The sequence below is a fragment of the Neisseria sp. HMSC056A03 genome (assembly GCF_001815685.1).
Lineage (GTDB): Bacteria > Pseudomonadota > Gammaproteobacteria > Burkholderiales > Neisseriaceae > Neisseria > Neisseria subflava.
Genome location: NZ_KV821641.1, coordinates 293,070 through 314,318, shown reverse-complemented (window position 1 = coordinate 314,318; position 21,249 = coordinate 293,070). Strand labels below are relative to the sequence as shown.

The 21,249-nt window shown below is 50.8% G+C and carries 22 protein-coding genes and 1 other RNA gene; 8 read left to right on the top strand and 15 right to left on the bottom strand.

The annotated features are described in order from the left end of the window. Positions 1-2: 2 nt before the first annotated feature. Positions 3-326, bottom strand: coding sequence for a hypothetical protein (locus HMPREF3052_RS08555; protein WP_283126972.1), 324 nt, complete (start codon positions 324-326; stop codon positions 3-5). A gap of 461 nt (positions 327-787) precedes the next feature. Between HMPREF3052_RS08555 and HMPREF3052_RS08550 the strand changes: the two genes are divergently transcribed. Continuing rightward, complete coding sequence (locus HMPREF3052_RS08550) at positions 788-1,123, top strand: hypothetical protein (RefSeq protein WP_049350783.1); 336 nt, start codon at positions 788-790, stop codon at positions 1,121-1,123. 290 nt (positions 1,124-1,413) lie between these two features. Here the strand turns inward: HMPREF3052_RS08550 and dnaE are convergent, their stop codons facing one another. Next, on the bottom strand, positions 1,414-4,848 hold the full coding sequence (gene dnaE / locus HMPREF3052_RS08545) for a DNA polymerase III subunit alpha (protein WP_070749542.1): 3,435 nt from the start codon (positions 4,846-4,848) through the stop codon (positions 1,414-1,416). Positions 4,849-5,013: 165 nt separating this feature from the next. Here dnaE and HMPREF3052_RS08540 point away from each other — a divergent pair, with 165 nt between their 5' ends. Both HMPREF3052_RS08540 and HMPREF3052_RS08535 read left to right on the top strand, forming a co-directional pair. After that, positions 5,014-5,247, top strand: a complete 234-nt coding sequence (locus HMPREF3052_RS08540; protein WP_002221492.1) for an RNA-binding S4 domain-containing protein — start codon at positions 5,014-5,016, stop codon at positions 5,245-5,247. After that, entirely contained in the window at positions 5,225-5,443 is a 219-nt protein-coding gene (locus tag HMPREF3052_RS08535; RefSeq protein WP_049328316.1) for a hypothetical protein, read from the top strand. Before HMPREF3052_RS08540 ends, HMPREF3052_RS08535 begins: the two co-directional genes overlap by 23 nt. A 100-nt stretch (positions 5,444-5,543) precedes the next feature. Here HMPREF3052_RS08535 and HMPREF3052_RS08530 read toward each other — a convergent pair whose 3' ends face one another. Continuing rightward, positions 5,544-6,014: a PepSY domain-containing protein gene (locus tag HMPREF3052_RS08530; RefSeq protein ID WP_232444986.1), complete on the bottom strand. Its 471-nt coding sequence runs from the start codon at positions 6,012-6,014 to the stop codon at positions 5,544-5,546. Positions 6,015-6,357: 343 nt separating this feature from the next. Then, positions 6,358-6,999: a ribosome biogenesis GTP-binding protein YihA/YsxC gene (yihA, locus tag HMPREF3052_RS08525; RefSeq protein WP_070749502.1), complete on the bottom strand. Its 642-nt coding sequence runs from the start codon at positions 6,997-6,999 to the stop codon at positions 6,358-6,360. A 215-nt stretch (positions 7,000-7,214) separates the two neighbouring features. On the opposite strand from yihA, the gene HMPREF3052_RS08520 reads away from it, so the two are divergent. The 5 genes from HMPREF3052_RS08520 (at position 7,215) to rarD (ending at position 13,290) form a co-directional block, all read left to right on the top strand. After that, complete coding sequence (locus HMPREF3052_RS08520; RefSeq protein ID WP_003684518.1) at positions 7,215-7,838, top strand: c-type cytochrome; 624 nt, start codon at positions 7,215-7,217, stop codon at positions 7,836-7,838. A 267-nt stretch (positions 7,839-8,105) separates the two neighbouring features. Then, positions 8,106-10,058: a cytochrome c biogenesis protein ResB gene (locus HMPREF3052_RS08515; protein WP_070749501.1), complete on the top strand. Its 1,953-nt coding sequence runs from the start codon at positions 8,106-8,108 to the stop codon at positions 10,056-10,058. Continuing rightward, positions 10,051-11,238 (top strand): c-type cytochrome biogenesis protein CcsB, encoded by a 1,188-nt coding sequence (gene ccsB / locus HMPREF3052_RS08510; RefSeq protein WP_070749500.1) that lies wholly within the window; start codon positions 10,051-10,053, stop codon positions 11,236-11,238. Before HMPREF3052_RS08515 ends, ccsB begins: the two co-directional genes overlap by 8 nt. 39 nt (positions 11,239-11,277) lie before the next feature. Next, positions 11,278-12,348: a tRNA (adenosine(37)-N6)-threonylcarbamoyltransferase complex transferase subunit TsaD gene (gene tsaD / locus HMPREF3052_RS08505; protein ID WP_070749499.1), complete on the top strand. Its 1,071-nt coding sequence runs from the start codon at positions 11,278-11,280 to the stop codon at positions 12,346-12,348. Between the two features lie 39 nt (positions 12,349-12,387). Further along, on the top strand, positions 12,388-13,290 hold the full coding sequence (gene rarD / locus HMPREF3052_RS08500; protein ID WP_070749498.1) for an EamA family transporter RarD: 903 nt from the start codon (positions 12,388-12,390) through the stop codon (positions 13,288-13,290). Between the two features lie 93 nt (positions 13,291-13,383). On the opposite strand, the gene murU is transcribed toward rarD, so the two are convergent. From murU to HMPREF3052_RS08445, 11 genes are all read right to left on the bottom strand, one after another. Beyond that, a complete protein-coding gene (gene murU / locus HMPREF3052_RS08495; protein WP_070749497.1) occupies positions 13,384-14,079 on the bottom strand; it encodes an N-acetylmuramate alpha-1-phosphate uridylyltransferase MurU in 696 nt (231 codons plus the stop codon). Between the two features lie 85 nt (positions 14,080-14,164). Then, positions 14,165-14,665 carry a 4-hydroxyphenylacetate 3-monooxygenase, reductase component gene (hpaC, locus tag HMPREF3052_RS08490; RefSeq protein ID WP_070749496.1) on the bottom strand — a complete coding sequence of 167 codons (501 nt, stop codon included), beginning with the start codon at positions 14,663-14,665 and terminating at the stop codon, positions 14,165-14,167. Between the two features lie 10 nt (positions 14,666-14,675). Further along, entirely contained in the window at positions 14,676-15,113 is a 438-nt protein-coding gene (gene hpaR, locus HMPREF3052_RS08485) for a homoprotocatechuate degradation operon regulator HpaR (RefSeq protein WP_003684610.1), read from the bottom strand. Between the two features lie 338 nt (positions 15,114-15,451). Then, a complete protein-coding gene (locus HMPREF3052_RS08480) occupies positions 15,452-15,961 on the bottom strand; it encodes a protein disulfide oxidoreductase (protein ID WP_191620628.1) in 510 nt (169 codons plus the stop codon). Between the two features lie 84 nt (positions 15,962-16,045). Continuing rightward, on the bottom strand, positions 16,046-16,438 hold the full coding sequence (rpsI, locus tag HMPREF3052_RS08475; protein WP_003681515.1) for a 30S ribosomal protein S9: 393 nt from the start codon (positions 16,436-16,438) through the stop codon (positions 16,046-16,048). Positions 16,439-16,450: 12 nt separating this feature from the next. Continuing rightward, positions 16,451-16,882, bottom strand: a complete 432-nt coding sequence (gene rplM / locus HMPREF3052_RS08470) for a 50S ribosomal protein L13 (protein ID WP_003684605.1) — start codon at positions 16,880-16,882, stop codon at positions 16,451-16,453. A gap of 178 nt (positions 16,883-17,060) precedes the next feature. Next, positions 17,061-17,241, bottom strand: a non-coding RNA gene (gene ssrS, locus HMPREF3052_RS08465) — 6S RNA. Positions 17,242-17,249: 8 nt separating this feature from the next. Beyond that, complete coding sequence (zapA, locus tag HMPREF3052_RS08460) at positions 17,250-17,552, bottom strand: cell division protein ZapA (RefSeq protein ID WP_070584685.1); 303 nt, start codon at positions 17,550-17,552, stop codon at positions 17,250-17,252. A gap of 11 nt (positions 17,553-17,563) precedes the next feature. After that, positions 17,564-17,887 carry a hypothetical protein gene (locus HMPREF3052_RS08455; protein ID WP_070631183.1) on the bottom strand — a complete coding sequence of 108 codons (324 nt, stop codon included), beginning with the start codon at positions 17,885-17,887 and terminating at the stop codon, positions 17,564-17,566. A 74-nt stretch (positions 17,888-17,961) separates the two neighbouring features. After that, positions 17,962-18,951, bottom strand: a complete 990-nt coding sequence (locus tag HMPREF3052_RS08450; protein ID WP_070749494.1) for an NAD(P)H-dependent glycerol-3-phosphate dehydrogenase — start codon at positions 18,949-18,951, stop codon at positions 17,962-17,964. Between the two features lie 135 nt (positions 18,952-19,086). Next, on the bottom strand, positions 19,087-21,246 hold the full coding sequence (locus HMPREF3052_RS08445; RefSeq protein ID WP_070749493.1) for a polysaccharide biosynthesis tyrosine autokinase: 2,160 nt from the start codon (positions 21,244-21,246) through the stop codon (positions 19,087-19,089). Positions 21,247-21,249 lie beyond the last annotated feature (3 nt).

Here is a 21,249-nt window from a genome sequence, read left to right as displayed (position 1 = left end):
TTTTAAGCCGTCTGAAAACCCACGCGTTCAAAAATTTCTGCCGCACACGCTTCCGATACCGCAAACAAAGTTGCCACACTGCCCAAAGCCTGTTGTGCTGCCACGCTCAAATCGTCGCGACATACTTCGCCCAGCCACTCAACCGGCCGCACCAGCGACATTTTCTCATCGTCCCATTGAGGACAATGCACCGCTCCGCCCGTAATCCTGCCGACCCGATAACGGCGCAAAGCAGGCGAGTAGGTCAGTACGGCATCTCCATCAGCCAATTCGTTGACAAACCGCCACATTTGAGCCGCGCCCGATTGCGCCGTTCTCAATTTCACATCCGGCACGGCCGAACGGTAAATATCGGTCAGCTCCTCACGGCCAAAACCTTTTGCCGCCGCTTATGCCAGCATGGGCCAAGCCAACGCCGCCACGCCGCGCTCGAAAAATACGTCATAAAGCACACCTTGAGTGCTGCGAACCATATAAAGTCTGGCTTGTTTCCCCATTGCAGTACCTGTTTGTTTGAAGAACCCATCCCTTTGTTTCCATGTTACCTGTTATGGCTGAAAAATTCGATATTTTGAATGGTCGGAAGGGTTTGAAGTTCTCGCTGAAAATAAATGAATTATAAATGAAAGGCCGTCTGAAAAAATAAAATAGGCTGATATATCAACAGATGATATATCGTAACAATATATTAATAACTGTAAAATTTTTTACGTTTGTATCAGAAAAAGATAAGATGAAAGAATCAATCGCGAAAGATTGCTATTCACTGAACATTAGGAGAGAAAAAATGACCTGCAAAACCCACGAACATCATGACCACGTCCACGGCGCAAACTGCGGCCACACTGCCATCAAACACGAAGGCCACGTTGATTATCTGCACGACGGCCACCTGCACCATGAGCACAACGGTCACTACGACGAGCATGCACTGAGCGTCAATGAAACCAATCCTGACGGCTGCCATCCGGTTGACACCTGCCACGGCCACGTTCACAGCGAAGGTTGTGGCCACGAAGCCGTACCGCACGGCGATCACGTCGACTACATCGTCAACGGCCGTCTGCACCACCAACACGGCGACCATTGCGACGACCACGGTCCTGTTGAAATCGTTAAATAAAACTGTTTTTCAGACGACCTTTAATATGGGGCTTCTATAGAAAAAGGGGGTGTATTTTCACTCCCTTTGTTTGGTTTGCCCTATATTTAAAACTGCTGCGGCTTACCGCCTCAAAAACTGTATTAAACCAATGTATTTACTGGGTGCTTGACATTTTTTCGGCATTGTCGCTCCCCTTTGTTGTGGGCTATCTTTCCTTATTGGTCAAAGACTTTATGCAATAAACTTTTCAGATAACCGTTCTATACAATAAGGCCGTCTGAACGTGTAGTTTCAGACGGCCTTTAGTTTTACCAATTCACACGAACTGCCCTGCTGCCGAGCAATGTTTCCAGTTCGTCAAACAAGGCGGTGCTTGGCGTTACCATCCATTTTGGTGCAATTTTCAATTTGCCCGATGCTTTGCCGTTGCTGTACGACAGTTGCAACGGAATGTGCGACGTGTCGGGCAGGCGGTGGGCGGTAAGGATGGCGGCGAGGCGCGTGATGTCGTGGCCGGGGGTGAGGGCGAGGCTGAGGCTGCGGGCGTAGCGTTCGCGCGCCATTTGCAGGGTCATGACTTGGTTTGCCATGATGCGCAGCCCGTCGCCTCCACCGTAGTCGTCGCGGCTGACTTTGGATTCGATAATCAGCACTTGGTCGGATTTTAGGTAGTCGGCGCAGTTTTCCAGCGTGTGGCCGCTGACCATGATTTCCACCAGTCCGCTCAAATCTTCAAGGCTGACGAAGGCGATTTTGCCGCGCTTGCCCATCATGGTGCGCACGGCGGTAACGAATCCGGCGAGGCGCACGCTGTCTTGCGGTTTCAGACGACCTAATTTGGTCGGGGCGATTTGGCGGACTTCTTGGGCATACGGACCGAACGGGTGGCCGGACAGATAAAAGCCGATGACAGTTTTTTCTTCGGCGAGTTTTTCCGATTCGCTCCACATGGGCGCGTCAACGAGTTGCACCGGTTCGATGGCGTCTTCCATCATGTCAAACAGCCCGCCCTGATTGGCGTTGGCGGCTTTTTGGTCGGCGTTGTTCATGGCGAGGTCGATGTTCGCCAAGAGCATGGCGCGGTTGGGTTCGATGCTGTCGAACGCGCCGCCGCGGATCAGGGCTTCGAGGGTGCGGCGGTTCATGTGTTCTTTGCCGACGCGCTCGCAGAAGTCCAACAGGCCGGTAAACTTGCCGCCGCTTTGCCGCGCGGCGATGATGGATTCGACGGCGGCTTCGCCCGTGCCTTTAATTGCGCCGAGTGCGTAGCGGATTTTCATGTTCGGATACGGCGTGAAGCGGTAGTCGGATTCGTTGATGTCGGGCGGCAGGAACTCGATGCCGTTGGCGCGGCAGTCGTCGTAGAAATGCTTGAGCTGGTCGGTGTTGTCCAATTCAGACGACATGGTTGCCGCCATAAATTCGGCGGGGTAATGGGCTTTGAGCCATGCGGTCTGGTAGGAAATCAGAGCGTAGGCGGCGGCGTGGGATTTGTTGAAACCGTAGCCGGCGAATTTTTCCATGTAGTTGAAGATTTCGTCGGATTTTTCGCGCGAAATGCCTTGTTTCGCCGCGCCTTCGGCGAAGATTTCGCGGTGTTTCACCATTTCTTCAGGTTTTTTCTTACCCATGGCACGACGCAGCAAGTCCGCGCCGCCGAGCGAGTAGCCGCCGATAATCTGCGCCGCCTGCATCACTTGTTCCTGATACACCATAATCCCGTAGGTTGGCGCGAGGATGCCTTCGAGCAGCGGGTGGATGTATTGGAATTCCTGACCTTTCATGCGCGCAACGAAGTCGGGAATGTTATCCATCGGGCCGGGGCGGTAGAGCGACACGAAGGCGATAAGTTCTTCAAACTTGGTGGTGTGCGCCGTTTTCAGCATTTTTTTCATACCGGTCGACTCGAACTGGAAGACGGCGGTGGTGTTCGCATCGCGGAAGATTTGGTAGGCAGCCTGGTCATCAAGCGGAATCTTGCCGACATCGACGATATCGCCTGTGGTGTTTTTGATGTTGTTCTGCGCCATTTCGATAATGGTCAGGTTGCGCAGACCCAAAAAGTCGAATTTCACCAAACCCACGTCTTCCACATCGCCTTTGTCGTACATGGATACGGGTGAGGCGGATTCGTCCGCCTGATACACAGGGCTGTAATCGGAAATCTTGCCCGGCGCAATCAACACGCCGCCTGCGTGCATACCCAAACCGCGCGTCAGGTCTTCCAGCTTTTTCGCCAGCGTAATCAGTTCGTCCGCTTCTTCCGCTTCGATTAATTCCTGAATTTGCGGCTCGGCCTTCATTGCATCGTCCAGCCCCAGAGGTTTGTTGGCTTCCAACGGAATCAGCTTGGACAGTTTGTCGCACAGCATAAACGGCAGTTCCAGCACGCGTCCCACGTCGCGGATGACCGCTTTGGACGACATCGTGCCGAAAGTCACAATCTGGCTGACCGCTTCCGCGCCGTATTTTTCGCGCACATATTCAATCACGCGGCCGCGGTTTGCCTGACAGAAGTCCACGTCGAAGTCAGGCATGGAGACGCGTTCAGGGTTTAAGAAACGCTCGAACAGCAGTGCGTATTTGAGCGGATCAAGGTCGGTAATCTTCAATGAATACGCCACCAGCGAGCCTGCGCCCGAACCACGGCCCGGCCCCACCGGACAGCCGTGCGTTTTCGCCCAGTTGATAAAGTCTTGTACGATAAGGAAATAGCCGGGGAATTTCATCTGGATGATGATGTTCAGCTCAAAATCCAAACGTTCCTGATATTCCGGCATTTTTGCCGCACGCTCCGCCTCGTCGGGATAAAGCTGAACCATGCGTTCTTGCAAGCCCTCGTTGGATAGCTTTACCAAATAATCATCCAGCGACAGGCCGTCCGGAGTAGGGAAGAGCGGCAGGAAGTTTTTGCCCAATGTGATGTGCAGATTGCAGCGTTTGGCAATTTCCACCGTGTTTTCGAGGGCTTCAGGCAAATCGGCGAAACGTTCGGCCATGGTTTCCGGCGGAATAAAAAACTGGCTCGGCGTGAAATCGCGCGGACGTTTCTTGTCCGTCAATACCCAGCCGCCTGCGATACATACCCGTGCCTCGTGTGCATTGAAATCATCGCTGCTCATAAACTGGGTCGGATGCGTTGCCACTACCGGCAAACCCAGTTCCTCCGCCAGTTTCACGCTGCCCGAAACGCAGGCTTCCCATTCAGGGCGTTCGGGCAGGCGTTGCAGCTCTAAATAAAACGCATCGGGAAACCACGCCGCATACTTCAACGCCGCCGCCCGCGCCGCTTCTTCATTGCCGTTCAATAGATTCACGCCCACTTCGCCGTAATGCGCGCCGTTCAAACAAATCAAGCCGCTGTTGTCGCCGTTTGCCAGCCATTCGGGGTTGAGTTCCGCATGATGGACATTGCGGTCTTTGCCGACATAGGCCTCCGTCAAAAGCTCGCTCAAGCGCAGATAGCCCGCATCGTTGCGGATAATCAGCATGGCGCGGAACGGCTTGTCGGGTGCATTCGGATTGCCTATCCACACATCCGCCGCGCCGATGGGCTTAATTCCTGCACCGCGGCAGGCTTTATAGAATTTCACCAAACCGAATTCGTTCATCAAATCGCTGATGCCCAAAGCAGGCAAACCGTATTCCTGCGCTTTGGCAATCAGTTTTTTAATCCGCACCATACCGTCGGTAATCGAAAATTCGGTATGCAGGCGCAGGGGGATGTAGGTCGGCTCGGTCATGGCAAAATCGGCGTGAACAATAAAAGGCATATTGTAGCAGGGTTGGCAACTAAAGGCCGTCTGAAAACCAAATGTAATGGGTTTGGATAAAGCAAATCAAACAGAAGGGGGCTTTCTTTCAGACGGCCATGTTAAAATATCGCTATTATTGAAAAGGATTGAATGATGGAAGCAACCGTCTATCTTGAAGACAACGAATACATCGCTTTGTGCGATCTGTTGAAACTGGCCGGCCTAGCCGAAAGCGGCGGACAGGCAAAAGCGTTTATCGCCGAAGGGCTGGTGTTGCGCAACGGCGAAACCGAAACCCGTAAGACCGCCAAAATACGCGGCGGCGAAGTGATTGAATTTGACGGCGCACGCTTGGAAATTGCCGATGGATACGACCCTGAAGAATAAAGCCGAAGCCATCTTGGGCGAATCGCTTTTAGACGAACCCGTCCGTCCCGAATCGTGGGAATGTTGTGGCAGCGAATGCGGCGATGCCTGTATTCAGACAATGTATTGGGCGGAAAAAGCCCGCTATGACGCGCAACAGCGGAAATTGAAAGAAGCGGGTTGGACTGATGGCGAAGATGAGGCAAAGGCCGTCTGAAAACGATTGGGCTTGATAGAAGCTGTGTTTCAAACAATGCTGCATTAAAGCCAATGCCGTCTGAAAGTTTCAGACGGCATTGGCTTTTTAAAAGTTTAAATTAAGATTGTGTTACCTCGGAAGCGGTTGCATTTTCAGGTGTGTCAGGTGCAGCATCTGCAGGAGCCTGATAATCTGTATTTTGCGATGAAGAGGGCTCGGCATTGTCATGGTTATCATGTTTATGATGCTTATCATGTTTACCAAAGTGTCGTTTGTCTTGATCGTCATCTTGTGCTACTGCCAATACTTTGCCGTTTTGAGCATCAACCAAAGCTTCGTATTCGACGCCGTCTTTCAAGATTTCTACTTTGTAACGGCCGCCCAAATGTTGTTTGTATTTGTAATCGACATCTTTAACGACGCCGCCCACTTCTGCTACCGCTGCTGCGGCTGCTTGCTGGCCGGAAACCTTTGCAAACATACCTTCTTTGAAAGCCATGGTACCTGCCGCACCGGCAACGCCCAAACTTGAAGCAATAATACCGGCAATGATGAGTTTTTTTGAAATAAAAGCGTTAATGCGTTTCATGATTTTCTTTCCTACTGTGTTGTTGAACGATGAATGTATTCTATGCCTCAACAATTAGCTGAATATGAGCAAAACGCTAAGATGTGTAATGGGTGGCAATATTAAAATTAACATTTTAATAATAATGGAGATAGAAGCCGCGCTTTCAGACGGTCTTGCTGATATGTTGTGCTGGCATATTTGGCGCAGATTGTGGTTTGCGTGTGAAAACAAAAAGCGTGATGAAAAAAAGGGCATGTGTGATACATGCCCCGAATTAAATGGTAAACGCGATGTTGAGAAACCAAATGACGGAATAAGATTTGCGGTTGGTCAACTTATCTTATTCCGCCTTGTTTTACAATCACTCAGGCGATGTTTCGCCTGCAAGATTTTCGATTTCTTCGCGATGCGCGTCAAACCATGAGCCGACCACTTGATTGACTTCGTCCATACCTTGCTTTTTCAGGCTGGAGAATAATTGAACGCTGATTTTTTGGCGGTCGGTGTAGGGTTTAAGTGATTTTTTTACCGCCGCCAAAGTTTTAATTTGGTCATTTTTAGACAGCTTGTCTGCTTTTGACAGCAGGATATGCACAGGGCGGCCGGTGATGTGGAAGAAGTCCAGCATTTGAATGTCTAAAGCCTTGAGCGGATGGCGCGAGTCCATAATCAAAATCAGGCCGATCAGTTGGCGGCGTTGTTGCAGGTAGTCGCCCAAGAGTTTGACCCAGTGCGCACGGATGGCCTCCGGTACTTGCGCGTAGCCGTAGCCGGGCAAGTCGACCATGAAATTGCCGTTTTCCAGTTCAAAGAAATTGATGTGTTGGGTGCGGCCCGGTGTTTTGGAAACGTAGGCAAGGCGCACATGATTGGTTAAAGTATTGATGGTACTGGATTTTCCTGCATTGCTTCGGCCGACAAAGGCAATCTCGGCCGGCGTGTCGGGCAGGTCTTTCAGATGGTTGACCGTTGTAAAAAATTTGGCGTTTTGAAAAAGGTTCATCAGTATTTCCTTACATGGAAACAAAACTGCAACATCATAATTTGTATCGGGCATTTATGTTGCAGCAGTTTGGTAATTTGAGTAGTAATTTAATGTAAACTTGGTATAGAATAGCACGTTTATAGAATTATCGGTTTTAATCGGGAAAATTCCCCGGTATTTGAGTATAAAAAAGGCATTGACGCGGTACGCAATGCTGTAATCAGGAGCACTCCATGAAACGATTAACTTTATTGGCCTTGGTATTGGCTGCCGGCGCGGTTTCCGCTGCCCCTAAAGCAGATGCTGAAAAAGGCAAACAGGTAGCGACTACTATCTGTGCGGCGTGTCACGCAGCCGATGGTAACAGCGGTATCGCAACTTATCCTAAACTGGCAGGTCAGGCTGCGGCTTACACCTACGGTCAAACCATGGCCATCAAAGACGGTACCCGTACCCACGGTGCTGCCGGCGTGATGAAACCGATGGTGATGAACTTGTCCGAACAAGACATCCGCGACGCTGCCGCCTACTACGCCAAACAACAAGGCAAACCGGGCGAAGCCAATCCTAAAGAAAACCCAGAGCTGGGCGCGAAAATCTATCGCGGTGGCCTGAGCGCTAAAAAACTGCCGGCATGTATGTCTTGCCACGGTCCTAGCGGCGCAGGTATCCCTGGCGGCGGTACTGAAATCCAAGCCTATCCTCGTCTGGGCGGCCAACACAAAGCTTACGTCGTCGAGCAAATGAAAGCTTACCAATCCGGCCAACGCAAAAATGCCATCATGGCCGATATTGCCAACCGCCTGAGCGAAGAAGAGTTGAATGCAGTAGCCAACTTCATCCAAGGTTTGCACTAATTTCGTTTTGAAACGAGCTTATTGATACAGGCCGTCTGAAAACTCTTCAGACGGCCTTAGCCAATATAAGCCGATAAGCCTGATTGTTTTTTTCAAATAGCGACAGCAAGATTTTTACTACAATATGCAGTATTCTTCCTTTCGCATCACACGTCATTGCAGTCCGTTCCATCGATCGGGTTGCCCCCAGCCGACATTTGAGACATGAGTAAATCTTCATCATCCGTCCCACTTATCCGCAGACCGTGGTTTGCCTTTTTCAGCTCCATGCGTTTTGCCGTCGCCTTGCTCAGCCTATTGGGCGTGGCTTCGATTATCGGTACGGTCTTGCAGCAAAACCAGCCACAAGTCGATTATTTGGTGAAATTCGGCCCGTTTTGGTCGCAGATTTTCGGCTTTTTGGGCCTGTACGACGTGTACGCCTCGGCGTGGTTCGTTATCATCATGATGTTTTTGGTGATTTCCACCGGATTGTGCCTGATTCGCAATGTTCCGCCGTTTTTGCGCGAGATTCGTTCCTTCCGTGAAAATGCGAAGGAAAAGTCACTGGCGGCAATGCGCCATTCCATCGTTTTAGACGGACAGGTGACGCCCGAAGTTGCGCAACGGTATTTGGAAGTACAAGGCTACAGCTGCAAAACCGTTACGCGTGAAGACGGCTCGGTTTTGGTGGCGGCGAAAAAAGGCGCGATGAACAAATGGGGCTATATCTTTGCCCATGCCGCGCTGATTGTGATTTGTTTGGGCGGTTTGATAGACAGCAATATCCTGCTGAAAATCGGTATGCTCACCGGCCAAGTCGTGCCGGACAATACGGCGGTTTACGCCAAAGACTTTAAGCCAGAAAGCGTGTTGGGTGAATCCAACCTGTCGTTTAGGGGCAATGTCAATATCGCGGAAGGGCAGAGCGCGGACGTGGTGTTTCTGAATGCGGATAACGGCATGCTGGTGCAAGACCTGCCGTTTTCGGTCAAATTAAAGAAATTCCATATCGACTTTTACGATACCGGTATGCCGCGTGATTTTGCCAGCGACTTGGAAGTAACGGACAAGGCAACCGGCAAAGTCAGCGAACACACTATCCGCGTCAACCATCCTTTGACGTTGCACGGTATTACGGTTTATCAGGCAAGTTTTGCCGACGGCGGCTCTGACTTGACGTTTAAAGCGTGGAATCTGGCTGATGCCGACCGTACTCCGGTTAAACTCAAAGCAACGTCTATGCGCGAGTTTCCGCTGGATTTGGGCAAGGCCTCTTATAAACTGGAATTTGACCAGTTTACTTCGATGAACGTCGAAGACATGAGCGAGCCGTCTGAAAAAGAGCAAAACCTGAAATCCGCCATCAATGATGTTCGCTCTGTCCGTCAAGAAGGCAAAAAATACACAAATATCGGCCCGTCTATCGTTTACCGTATCCGCGACAAAGCAGGGCAGGCGGTCGAATATAAAAACTATATGTTGCCGGTAAAACAAGATGAAGACTATTTTTTCATTACCGGCACACGCAGCGGCTTGGCGCAGCAATACCGTTGGTTGCGCATTCCGATGGATAAAAACGGCCAAATCGACACCTTTATGGCTTTACGCCAATATCTGAAAGACGATGCGGCACGCCATAAAACCGTTGCCAACGCCGTTAAAGGCGCGCCTGCCGAAATCCGTGAGCAATTCATGGCGGCAGCGGAAAACACCTTGTCGATTTTTGCTAAAGGCGGCTATTTGGCTTTGGACGAATTTGTTACCACCAACATTCCGAAAGAGCAGCAGGAAAAAATGCAGGGCTATTTCTATGAGATGCTCTATGGTGTGATGAATGCCGCTTTGGAAGACACGATCAGCACATACAATCTGCCGGCTTGGCCGCAAGATGAAAAACGCAACCGCTTCCTGCTGCACGCAATGGATGCTTACACCGGTTTGACCGAATATCCCGCGCCGATGCTGCTGCAACTGGAAAGTTTTACCGAAGTGCGCTCTTCCGGCCTGCAGATGACCCGTTCGCCGGGCGCATTCTTGGTGTATTTGGGTTCGGTATTGCTGGTGTTGGGCACGGTGTTTATGTTCTATATCCGTGAAAAACGTGCTTGGCTGCTGTTTTCAGACGGCCGTATCCGTTTTGCCATGTCTTCCAGCCGCAACGAACGCGACTTGCAGAAAGAATTTCCGCAACACACACGGCAATTGCAGCAGCTTGCCAAGGATTTGAACCATGAATAACAAACATCAGGCCTTGCCCGAGCATGAGCTTCTGACACACAAATCATTTATCCGAAACCTCAACCTTTTCGACTGGGCATTTGCGCTGCTGATTGCAATCGGTGCGTTTATTGCCCAAACCCAGGCCGGTCTGCACATGGACATCTACGAAATGGTGATTTTGTGGGTGAGTGCCGGTATTGCCGTTTTTCTGGGTTGGTTTTTCAAACCGATGCGCTGGTTTATCCCTTTGGGCGTGTGCTTGGCGTATTTGGCCGTTGATTTGTATGGCGGCGACATCAAACACGCAGACGGCTTCCTGCTCAAATACCTGTTAAGCAGCCAGTCGGCGATTATGTGGCAATGCGCGTTTGTGTTCTTTGCCTTGTTTGCCTATATCGTCGGCGCGATAGCGGCGGTACGCAAAAATGTGCCGTCCAATACGCTTTTGGGCATGGGTACCGTGTTTGCGTGGGTTTCAGCGGTGGCGGGCTTTGTCGGTTTGCTGGTGCGCTGGCATGAAAGCTATCTGCTGCGTCCCGATGCCGGCCATATTCCGGTTTCCAACCTTTACGAAGTATTTATCTTGTTCTTGGTCATTACGGCGCTGATGTACCTCTATTACGAAGGTCGTTTTGCCGTACAAAAACTGGGCGGCTTCGTCTTCAGCTTTATGGCGATTGTGGTCGGATTTGTCTTGTGGTACAGCGTTTCACGCGAGGCGCATGCCATTCAGCCGCTAATTCCTGCTTTGCAGTCTTGGTGGATGAAAATCCACGTTCCGGCCAACTTTATCGGCTACGGCGCATTCTGTATCGCCGCCATGCTGGGTTTTGCCGAACTGCTGGCACTCAGAAAAGAAGATGCAGGCAAAAAATCATGGCTGCCGCAATCTCAAGTCATTGAAGAAGTCATGTACAAAGCGATTGCCGTCGGTTTCTTGTTCTTTACCATTGCCACCATTCTCGGCGCATTGTGGGCGGCCGACGCGTGGGGCCGCTATTGGAGCTGGGACCCGAAAGAAACTTGGGCATTTATCGTTTGGCTGAATTACGCTGTCTGGTTGCATTTGCGACTGGTGGCAGGCTGGCGCGGCAGGGTGTTGGCTTGGTGGGCAGTCATCGGCCTGATCATTACCGCCTTTGCCTTTATCGGTGTGAATATGTTCTTAAGCGGTCTGCATTCTTACGGCACTTTGTAAGCAGCCTATCTCGCACTTTATTTCAGACGGCCTCAAACCATGTTGGTATTAGGAATTGAATCATCTTGCGACGAAACCGGCGTTGCGCTCTACGATACCGAGCGCGGCCTGTTGGCGCATCATTTGCACACACAAATGGCGATGCACGCCGAATATGGCGGCGTTGTCCCCGAATTGGCCAGCCGCGACCATATCCGCCGTGTCGTGCCGTTGACGCAAGGTTGCTTGAAGGAAGCTGGCGTAGGCTATGCCGATATTGACGCGGTTGCCTTTACGCAAGGCCCGGGCTTGGGCGGCGCATTGCTGGCCGGTTCAGGCTTCGCCAATGCCTTGGCATTTGCCATCGGTAAGCCCGTTATCCCCGTTCACCATCTTGAAGGCCATTTGCTCTCGCCTTTGTTGGCAGACGACAAGCCTGAATTTCCATTTGTCGCTTTGCTGGTTTCGGGCGGACATACGCAATTTATGGCTGTACGCGGTATCGGCGATTACACTTTGTTGGGTGAGAGCGTCGATGATGCGGCAGGCGAGGCGTTTGATAAAACGGCTAAGCTTTTAGGTTTGCCTTATCCCGGCGGTGCCAAATTATCCGAGCTGGCCAAACTCGGCACGCCTGATGCTTTCACATTCCCACGCCCCATGCTCCATTCACATGATTTGCAGATGAGCTTTTCCGGTTTGAAAACCGCCGTTTTGACCGCTGTCGAAAAAGTCTGTGCCGAAACCGGCAGCGATGAAATTCCGGAACAAACACGCAACGACATTTGCCGCGCTTTCCAAGATGCGGTGGTTGACGTATTGGCGGCCAAAGCCAAAAAAGCGTTGTTGGATACCGGCTTCAGAACTTTGGTGGTTGCCGGCGGGGTGGGTGCAAACTGGAAGCTGCGTGATGAATTTTCGCGCTTAACCGTCAAAGTGCCGTCTGAAAAAGGCAAACCCAAACCGCAGGAAGAAAAAATCAACGTCTATTTCCCACCGATGGCATATTGCACCGACAACGGCGCAATGATTGCCTTTGCCGGCGCGATGCGTCTTGCCGAACGTCAGGCTGTCGGCGCATTCAATGTCAAGCCGCGCTGGCCGCTGTCGGATATTGTGAAACAGGGCTGATGTATTAGACTGCTTCGATGCAATGAAAGGCCGTCTGAAATGACGAATTTATCCAAAGGTTTGCTGGCGGCCATAACGTCCAATGCATTGTTTGCCATGCTGTTTCTGTACGGCGTATGGATGCAGCCGATGAGCGGCACGGAAATTTTTGCATGGCGTATGGTGGCGATGCTGTCGGCTTTATGCGTACTGATGACGATAGTCAACGGTTGGCAGGCGGCTGCGCGGTTTGTGATCAATATCGGCCGTGATTGGAAGCGATGGCTGTTGATTGTATTGCCGACGCCGATATTTGCCAGCCAGTTGTGGCTGTTTGTCTGGGGGCCGGTCAACGGCGAAGGCGTAAACGTGGCGATGGGCTATTTTCTGTTCCCATTGTCTATGATGCTGGGCGGACGGATTTGGTTTAAAGAGCGTTTAAACCGATTGCAGACGGTTGCCATTGCATTGGCATGTGCAGGCGTAGCATGTGAATTGGTACGGTCGGGTGCGTTTTCGTGGACGACTGTATGGGTGTTTGGTACTTATCCGTTTTATTATTTGTTGCGCCGAAAACTGGGTGTGCCTTCTTTAATCGGATTGACATTTGATTTGTTGATGATTATGCCATTTGCGTTGGCGTATATTATATTTGCAACGGATACGCCGGCGATGATAGCGGCCAAACCGGTTTTAATCTTCTTTATTGTGTTGCTGGGCTTCAATAGCGCAATATCCATGCATTTGAATTTGAAGGCAAATCAGTTGCTGCCGGTTGCAGTGTTCGGTATGTTGAGCTATTTGGAACCTGTGTTGCTCTTTATCGTGTCGATTGTGTGGCTGGGCGAGCCGGTACAAAAAGGTGCATTGATCGGCTATGGCCTGATTTGGTCGGGATTATGCGTGATGATAGCCAATGGCTTGTTGGGAATGAAGAAAGAAAAGAAATTGGCTAAAGCTTGATGATAGATTAAGGCCGTCTGAAAACTGAGTTGAACAATATTTTCAGACGGCCTTTGATATTGAAAGGGACGTATCGGATGCGTCCCTTTTGTTTTACCAACTTTGGGCAATACGGTCGGCTTCTTGCAGGCGTTTGACTGTGCCGACGTCCAACCAAAGGCCGTTGTGATGTTCACCGCTGATTTGGTTTTGGCTCATGGCTTGACGCAACAGTGGGGCAAGTTTGGCAGCCTGATGCGCCAGGGTATCTTTGAAAAGCGTGGGATGATAAACGCCCACGCCGCTGAAAGTCAGGGCTTGGCCGTCTGAGGATGAGGCGGATACCAGGCCGTCTGAAAGCAGGCCGAAGTCGCCTTCGGGATGGTGTGGCGGATTGTCCACCAGCCATAAATGGGCGAGAAGGTTGTGTTCCTGCATACGCTGGGCAGCCAGTCGTGCAGCTTGGAAATCAATGTCGGTCAATACATCGCCATTGACGACCAAAAACGGCTCGTCGCCCAAAAGAGGCAGGGCGGTGGCAATGCCACCGGCGGTTTCCAGGCCTCCGGCGCGCTCGGGAGAATAGGCAATGTGCACGCCGTAGTCTGAACCGTCTTTCAAGGTATCTTCGATTTGTTGTCCAAGCCAGGCATGGTTGATGACGATTTCAGTGAAACCGGCCTGCTGCAGGCGGCGCAAGTGCCAGCCGATAAGTGGCGTGCCTGCTACTTCAAGTAAGGGTTTGGGCGTGTGGTCGGTCAGGGGGCGCATGCGTTCGCCGCGACCGGCGGCCAGTATCATTGCTTTCATGGGATGCCTATAATGTGTGAAACAGAAAAGGTCTCAGGCTGTCTGAAAAATGAAACCGATGTTTCAGACAGTCTGAGACCTTTATTTATGCCAAATATTTGAATTGCCTACGGAAATACAGCAATGCCGGTGCTTGCGTGTCGGTATTGCGGATTTCGTTGATCTGAACGAAAAAGACGCAATGCGTGCCGATTTCGCGTTGGTCGACAATGCTGCCGTGCAGATGCGCCAGCGCGCCTTCGACTTCGAGCTGCCCGGTTTGCCCCCTGTGCCAAATATGGTATTCGAAGCGTTCTTCAGGCGAGAGGTTGGTCAGTCCGGCAAAGTGTTCGGCGACATCCTGCTGGCTGTCGTTGAGTGTGTTGATGCACAAATCACGGTTGCCTTGCAGAATGGGAATGATGGCGGATTGGCGGTTGATGCACAGCATGACCGTCGGCGGCTCGTCGGTAACGGCAGTTACGGCAGTCATGGTAATGCCATAGCGTCCCGCTTCGCCGTCTGTCGTGATGACGTGCACGCCGGCGGCACAGGAGGCCATGGCCTCTCGAAATGGTCTCTTGAGTGTGTGTGTTGAGTCTGTCATCCGGCTTTCTTTATTTTAATGCCTGTTCGATTTTTGCCAGCTCTGCCAAGAGTTCTTTGAGTTGTGCCATTTTTTCTTTGGATAGAACTTTTTCAATCGCATCGTAGCGTTCGTCAACCAATGCACCGATGGATTCATAGAGTTTCTCACCTTCAGGCGTCAGTTTCAGGTAGACACGGCGTTGGTCGTTGGAAGGCTTCAGGCGGACGGCCAAACCTGCTTTTTCCAAGCGGGTCAGAATGCCGGTCAGACTGGGGCGAAGGATGCAGGCCTGATTGGCCAAATCTTGAAAGTCGAGTGTACCGTTTTCCGCTAAGAGCCGGATGATACGCCATTGCTGGTCGGTAATATTGGCTTGGTTCAGAATAGGGCGGAATTGGGTCATCAATGCTTCCCGCGCCTGAATCAGACCGATATTGATAGATGCATGTTTAGATTGGTTGGGCATTACTAAGTCTCCGGTGTTATCAAAAATCAAACCGTTGAAGCGTGAGGTAGATTGATAAAGGCGAATATTGCTGTTTAAGGCTGCCGTCGGCAGCCGGGTCATGGGAACAAAAGCATCACTGCCACAATATTAGATGAAGATCTCTAACAGTTTGTTTTGATAATAATGTTTCCAATTGTTCTTATGGTTATATCTTAGTCTATTTTCTTTATAATCTCAACAAAATCATATGTTATTGGGAAAGAGATAGTTTATTTATTTATGAAATGGAATTGGTTGAATATATTCAGGTGAAATTATTCTTTAGATTCTCTATTTTTAGTGGATTTTCAATGAATTTAGCTGAAGATATTTGCCAAGTAAATTCTGATTTTTAAGCCGATATAACTGGAAAGTCCGGATGTGTGATGAATCATTTTGCCATCTTTTAATATGATAATGGTCGGCGTGACGGCTATATTCCATTTTTGAGCCATCAGGCCGTCTGAATCATTGAAGTTTGGAAAGGATAGATTGTTTTCTTGCATATGGCGGGCAATGTCCGCGTCGCTTCCGGAGCGCAAGGCTACGCCCAGTGTTGGGATATTGTCTTGGTGCAGCTTTTCTATGGTGGACGATGTGTATGAACAAATACGACACCAGCTGCCCCAAAAATAAACGATGGCAACCCGATTTTGGCTGAAGGATTGAAGAGAGGTGGTTTGCCCATCGGTTAAAGTGATGGTTTGTGCTGCTGATTGTAAGGGTTGGTCAGGCTTGCGCACCCAGTCGACAATCAGGGATAAGAAGATGAAGATAATCACAGCCTGAAGCAATGATTTGGCGTAGTGGATCAGGGTTTTCATCATATATTGCGGGATATTGGATTATTGTTTTATAAATGAAAAAAAGCCTTGCATAGCAAGGCTTTTTGATTCGATTCTGAAAACGTATTAACGTTTGGAGAATTGTTTTGCGCGACGTGCTTTGCGCAAACCAGGTTTTTTACGTTCAACTTCACGAGCATCGCGAGTAACGAAGCCTGCTTGAGACAGAGCTGGTTTCAGGGCTGCATCGAAGTCGATCAGGGCGCGGGTGATGCCGTGACGGATAGCGCCGGATTGACCGGTTTCGCCACCACCGGTTACGTTAACTTTGATGTCGAAAGATTCGGCATTTTCAGTCAGAACCAGAGGTTGACGTACAACCATGCGGCTGGTTTCACGTGCGAAGAATTCGTCAACGGGACGGCCGTTTACGATGATTTGGCCGGTACCTTTAGTCAAGAATACACGAGCCACTGAACTTTTGCGGCGGCCTGTGCCGTAGTAGTATTTACCGTTCATGTCGTGTCCTTATTATTTCAGTTCTAAAACTTTAGGTTGTTGTGCAGCGTGGCCGTGTTCGGCGCCAGCGTACACTTTCAGTTTTTTAATCATGGCGTAGCCCAGAGGACCTTTAGGCAACATGCCTTTTACGGCTTGTTCCAAAGCGCGGCCTGGGAATTGCTCTTGCATTTCGCGGAAAGTACGCTCGTAGATGCCGCCTGGGAAACCAGAGTGACGGAAGTATTTTTTGTCTTCGAATTTAGCACCGGTCACGCGCAGTTTGTCTGCGTTGATGACGATGATGTAATCGCCGGTATCAACGTGAGGGGTGTATTCGGGTTTGTGTTTGCCGCGCAGACGGTGTGCGACTTCGGCTGCGACACGACCCAGAACTTTGTCTTCTGCGTCAATGACGAACCATTCGCGCTTCACCTCGTGGGGTTTTGCAGAGAAGGTTTTCATGGTTGGAATCCAGATATATATAGAAAGTTATGGATTTTAAAGAGGAGATTGGCTTTTGTCAATCTTAATTGAGTGTGTTTGATGCATGAATATGTGGTTTTTTCAGACGGCCGGAAATCTTTACGAAAGTCTTTACTTAGAAAGGGAAAAGCCACACCTGTCGGTATGGCTTTTTTAGGGAATCCCCACGAGTGCCGTTTAGGCTGAATCCGCTTGAACCTTGCTGACAAGGCGGTCACCTCGGGTAGTTTCGGGTGCGTCCGATAAACGGACACTCGCGCCCACTACAGCTCCCGGCAACCTAAAGCGAACGTATTGGTTCAAAGGAATATATGCCTTCGCGAACACCGCAGGGAAAAGGGGGAAATCAGTTTTGCTCCAAGCGCGCCAGTGCTTTTTGGCACGCGTTGTTCATGTCGGTTATTTTACGCTCAAATTCACCGATTGCCAAATCATCGTTGAGGGTGGTTTTCAAGAGGTCGTGTACGACGTTGAGGGCTGCCATGACGACGATTTTGTCCGTGCCGACGATTCGGCCGCTTTCTTTAATCGCGTCGCTTTTTTTGTTGAGCATTTCAACGGCTTGCAGGAGGGTGGTTTTTTCTTCACTCGGCGTGTTGATGGTGAAGTTGACATTCATGATGTCGAGATTGACTTGTTCGATACTCACGGGGCATCCTTTTATTGTTGTGTTTCTTGGGGCAATCGGGCAATGAGGCTGCGGATTTGGTCTGCACTTTGGGCCAGCGCGTTGCGGTAGTTTTCTTTTTCGGCAGTCAGGTTGTCAATTTTGCTTTGCAGGTCTTCTTTGAGTTTGCCGACTTGAACCAGCAAGGCTTCGCTGAGTTCGTCGATGGCCGCGTCGTGTTGGCGTTTTTGTTGCTCTTGCTCGAGTTTGAGTCTGTCGATTTCTTCGTTGAGACGGCGGTTTTCTGAAACCAGTGTTTCAAATTTTTGGACAAGTTGGTAAACGTTGATTTCCAGATTGTTCAGTGATTGCTTCATGTGTTTCCCTTCAGACGGCCTTATGGCCGTCATATTGTGCGTCAGGCCGTCTGAATGGCAGACGGCGCGACAGTTTATTCGAAGCGCGCGCTTCGTTCCATCAGTCGTTCAACGACTTGCTGCGGGGTCATTTCTTTGCGGATGAGTTGCAGCAGGGTTTGAGTGATGGGCATATCGATTTGGTATTTGGCGGCGGTGTTGAAGACTTCTTCAATGGTGCTGACGCCTTCGGAAACGTGGCCGATTTCGACAAGCACTTGATGCAACTCTTTGCCTTCTGCGAGACCGAGGCCGACACGGCGGTTGCGCGAGAGTGCGCCGGTACAGGTCAGGATAAGGTCGCCGATGCCTGCCAAGCCCATCATGGTTTTGGGTTGTGCGCCCATGGAGATGGCAAGGCGGGTGATTTCGGCAAGGCCGCGTGTTACTAAGGCTGCGCGTGCATTGAGGCCGTATTCGAGGCCGTCTGAAAGGCCGGTGGCAATCGCCATGACGTTTTTAACGGCACCGCCCACAGCGACGCCGATGACGTCGGTGCTGCCGTACAGGCGCATCACGTTGGTGTTCAGTTGGGCGGTGGTTTCCTCCACCCAGTCTTTGTTTTCGGAAGCAAGTACGACGGCGCAAGGCAGTTGGGCTGCAAGTTCTTGGGCAAAGCTCGGACCTGAGAGAACGCCGATTTTTTTATTGTTAGGCAGGACTTCTTTCAGTACTTGGAAAGTCAAGAGGCCGGTATCTTGTTCAAAACCTTTGCAGGCGGCGAGAACGGGAATATCGGCAGCGTTATGCTGTTTGAGCAGCTCGGCGCTGCTTCTGAGGCCGGCTACGGAGGTTACGATCAGGGCAAGTTGGCTGTCTTTCAGCGCTTCGCCCAAATCGGCGTGAACGGTCAGGGACTCAGGGAAAGGGAAGCCGGGCAGGCCGCGTTTGTTTTCGCGATCTGCTTGCAGGGCGCGGATTTGGTCGGGATTGCGTGTCCAAAGGGCAACTTCATTGTTGTGGTGCGCAAAGTGCAACGCGAGAGCTGTACCCCACGAACCTGCGCCGATGACGGTAATTTTCATGTTTCTCTTCCATATGGGAACGGGGCTTACTTTAAAACAAACGGCTTTGGGGTGCAAGGGCAGCGTTTGTGAAAAATATTTTGTGCCGTTTAAAAAGCCTTAGGCCGTCTGAAAGTTCAGACGGCCTGCTTCGGTTTATGATTTATTGTTACCGGAATGGTAGGCATCGTAGGCGTAGTAGTCGTAGCTGTTGTTGGCTTCGCGCTTCATGCCGTTGAGGACGACACCTTTGATGTTGATGTGGTTTTGTTTGAGGCGTTCAACGCTGGCCTCAAGCTCTCGTGCACGCGTATGTGCATAACGGCTGATCATCAGGACGGTGCCTGCATGTTGGCCGATGATGACGGCGTCGGTCACGGCCAATACGGGCGGCGTGTCCAAGATGACGTAGTCGTAGCGTTGGCTAGCGTTGGCAAGCAACTCGTTGAAACGGTTGTCCATCAAAAGCTCAGACGGATTGCTGGGATAGCTGCCGCTGCTGATGAGGTGGAGGTTTTCAATGCCGGTTTCTTGTACGGCTTTAGCCGGAGCTGCTTTGCCGTTGAGGATGTCAGACAAGCCGAACTCGGGGGTAAGGCCGAAGAGTCGGTCAAGGTAGCCTTTGCGCATATCGGTATCGATAAGCAGAACGCGTTTGCCTGACTGCGCCATTACGGTGGCAAGGTTGGCGGAGATAAAGGATTTACCTGCTTCAGGCGCGGCACCGGTAATCATGAGGATGTTGTTAGGTGCGTCCAGCATGGAGAAGTAGATATTGGTGCGCAGGGCGCGGATGGCTTCGACGGCCGTGTCGGCGCGGTCTTCGCTGGCCAGCAGATAGTTGGAACGGCCACCGGTTTTCTTGAATTTGCTTTTGAAGAAGTCGCGTTTTTGCTGGGTTTTGGAGTGTGGAACAAGAGCGACGACTTCCAAATTGAGGTTTTCGATTTCTTCAGATGACGTAATGCCGTTTTTCATGCGGTTGCGAATCATCAGCCACAAAGCGGTCAATGAACCTGCGGCAAGTGCGCTCAGGAGTGTGATGACAGCTTTGCGCGGGGCAACGGGGTTTTCAGGGACATAGGCATAATCAACGATGCGGACATTACCTTGCGCGCTGGCTTTCATGATGTTGAGTTCTTGTTGTTTGCTCAACAGTTGGACGTAGGTTGCTTGGTTGGTTTCTACGTCGCGGGTCAGGCGGATAACTTCTTGTTGGGTATTCGGCAACTCGGCAATTTGTTGGTTGATTTTGTTTTTAGCACGCTCGAGAACGGCAAGTTTGTCCAATACGGCTTTATAGGAAGGGTGTTCCGGCGTGTATAGCTCGGCCAAGCCTGCTTCTTCGGTTTTGAGCAGGGTAATTTGGGTTTCGATGCCGGTCAGGCTTTCCAATGCGCCTTTGGACTCGAGCGGAATGTCGAGGGAGCCTGATTGTTGGCGGTAGGCATTGAGTTTGTTTTCAGCGTCTTGCAAGGTTTCTTTCAAGCGTGGCAATTCTTCGCTGATGAAGGCCAAACCGCTGGATGCAACTTGGACGTCGCGTTCGCGGTTTTGCGCAACGTAGTTGTCGGCAATGCTGTTGAGGATGACACTGGTACGTTTAGGGTCAGTGCCGGTAAAGGTAAGGTTGATGATGGGGCTGGTTTTACCTTTGCTGATGACCGCCAGTTTGTTTTGGATGTTTTCGATGGCGCTGATGCGCGAGAACTTGGTCAACGCAAATTCTTGACCCGGATTGGCTAAGATTTGATCGATTTTGAGGGTGGTTTGATTGTTGATTTTCAGAGGTACGCCGACCTTGCCTTCTACAACGCGTTTGTCAGGCAGGGTAAGGGTATAGGCTTTGTTGCTCTTGGCGGTCAGCGTGAAGGTTTTGTTGAACCATTCGTCTTGTACGGTAAAGCTGCCGACGGTCAGTTTGGGATCAGGGTCGCCGCTGACGTTGTGCATCAGGCTGCCGATAACGGGTGTGTATTTGGCTTTGACTTCTTGGTCAAGCTGAAGGTCGTCAACGGTTTTACCCAGTACCAAGCGTGATTGAACCAGCTCGACTTCTGCTTCAGACGGCGTGGTTTGGTTGTTGAAGATGCTGTTGATTTCGGTCAGGATTTGGTTTTGTCGCGTTTCAATTTCCAGCATGGCGTCGGCACGGTATTGCGGAGTGGATGCCAGGCTGAAGGCTGCGCCAAGAATGCCGCCTGCAAGCAGGGCGGCGAGGATTTTGTATTTATTTGTCCAAATTACGCGCAGCTGTTGGCCGAAGTCGATTTCGTCGTTGTCTGCGCTGTAAGGTGTGTAGGTCGTTTTTTTCATTGC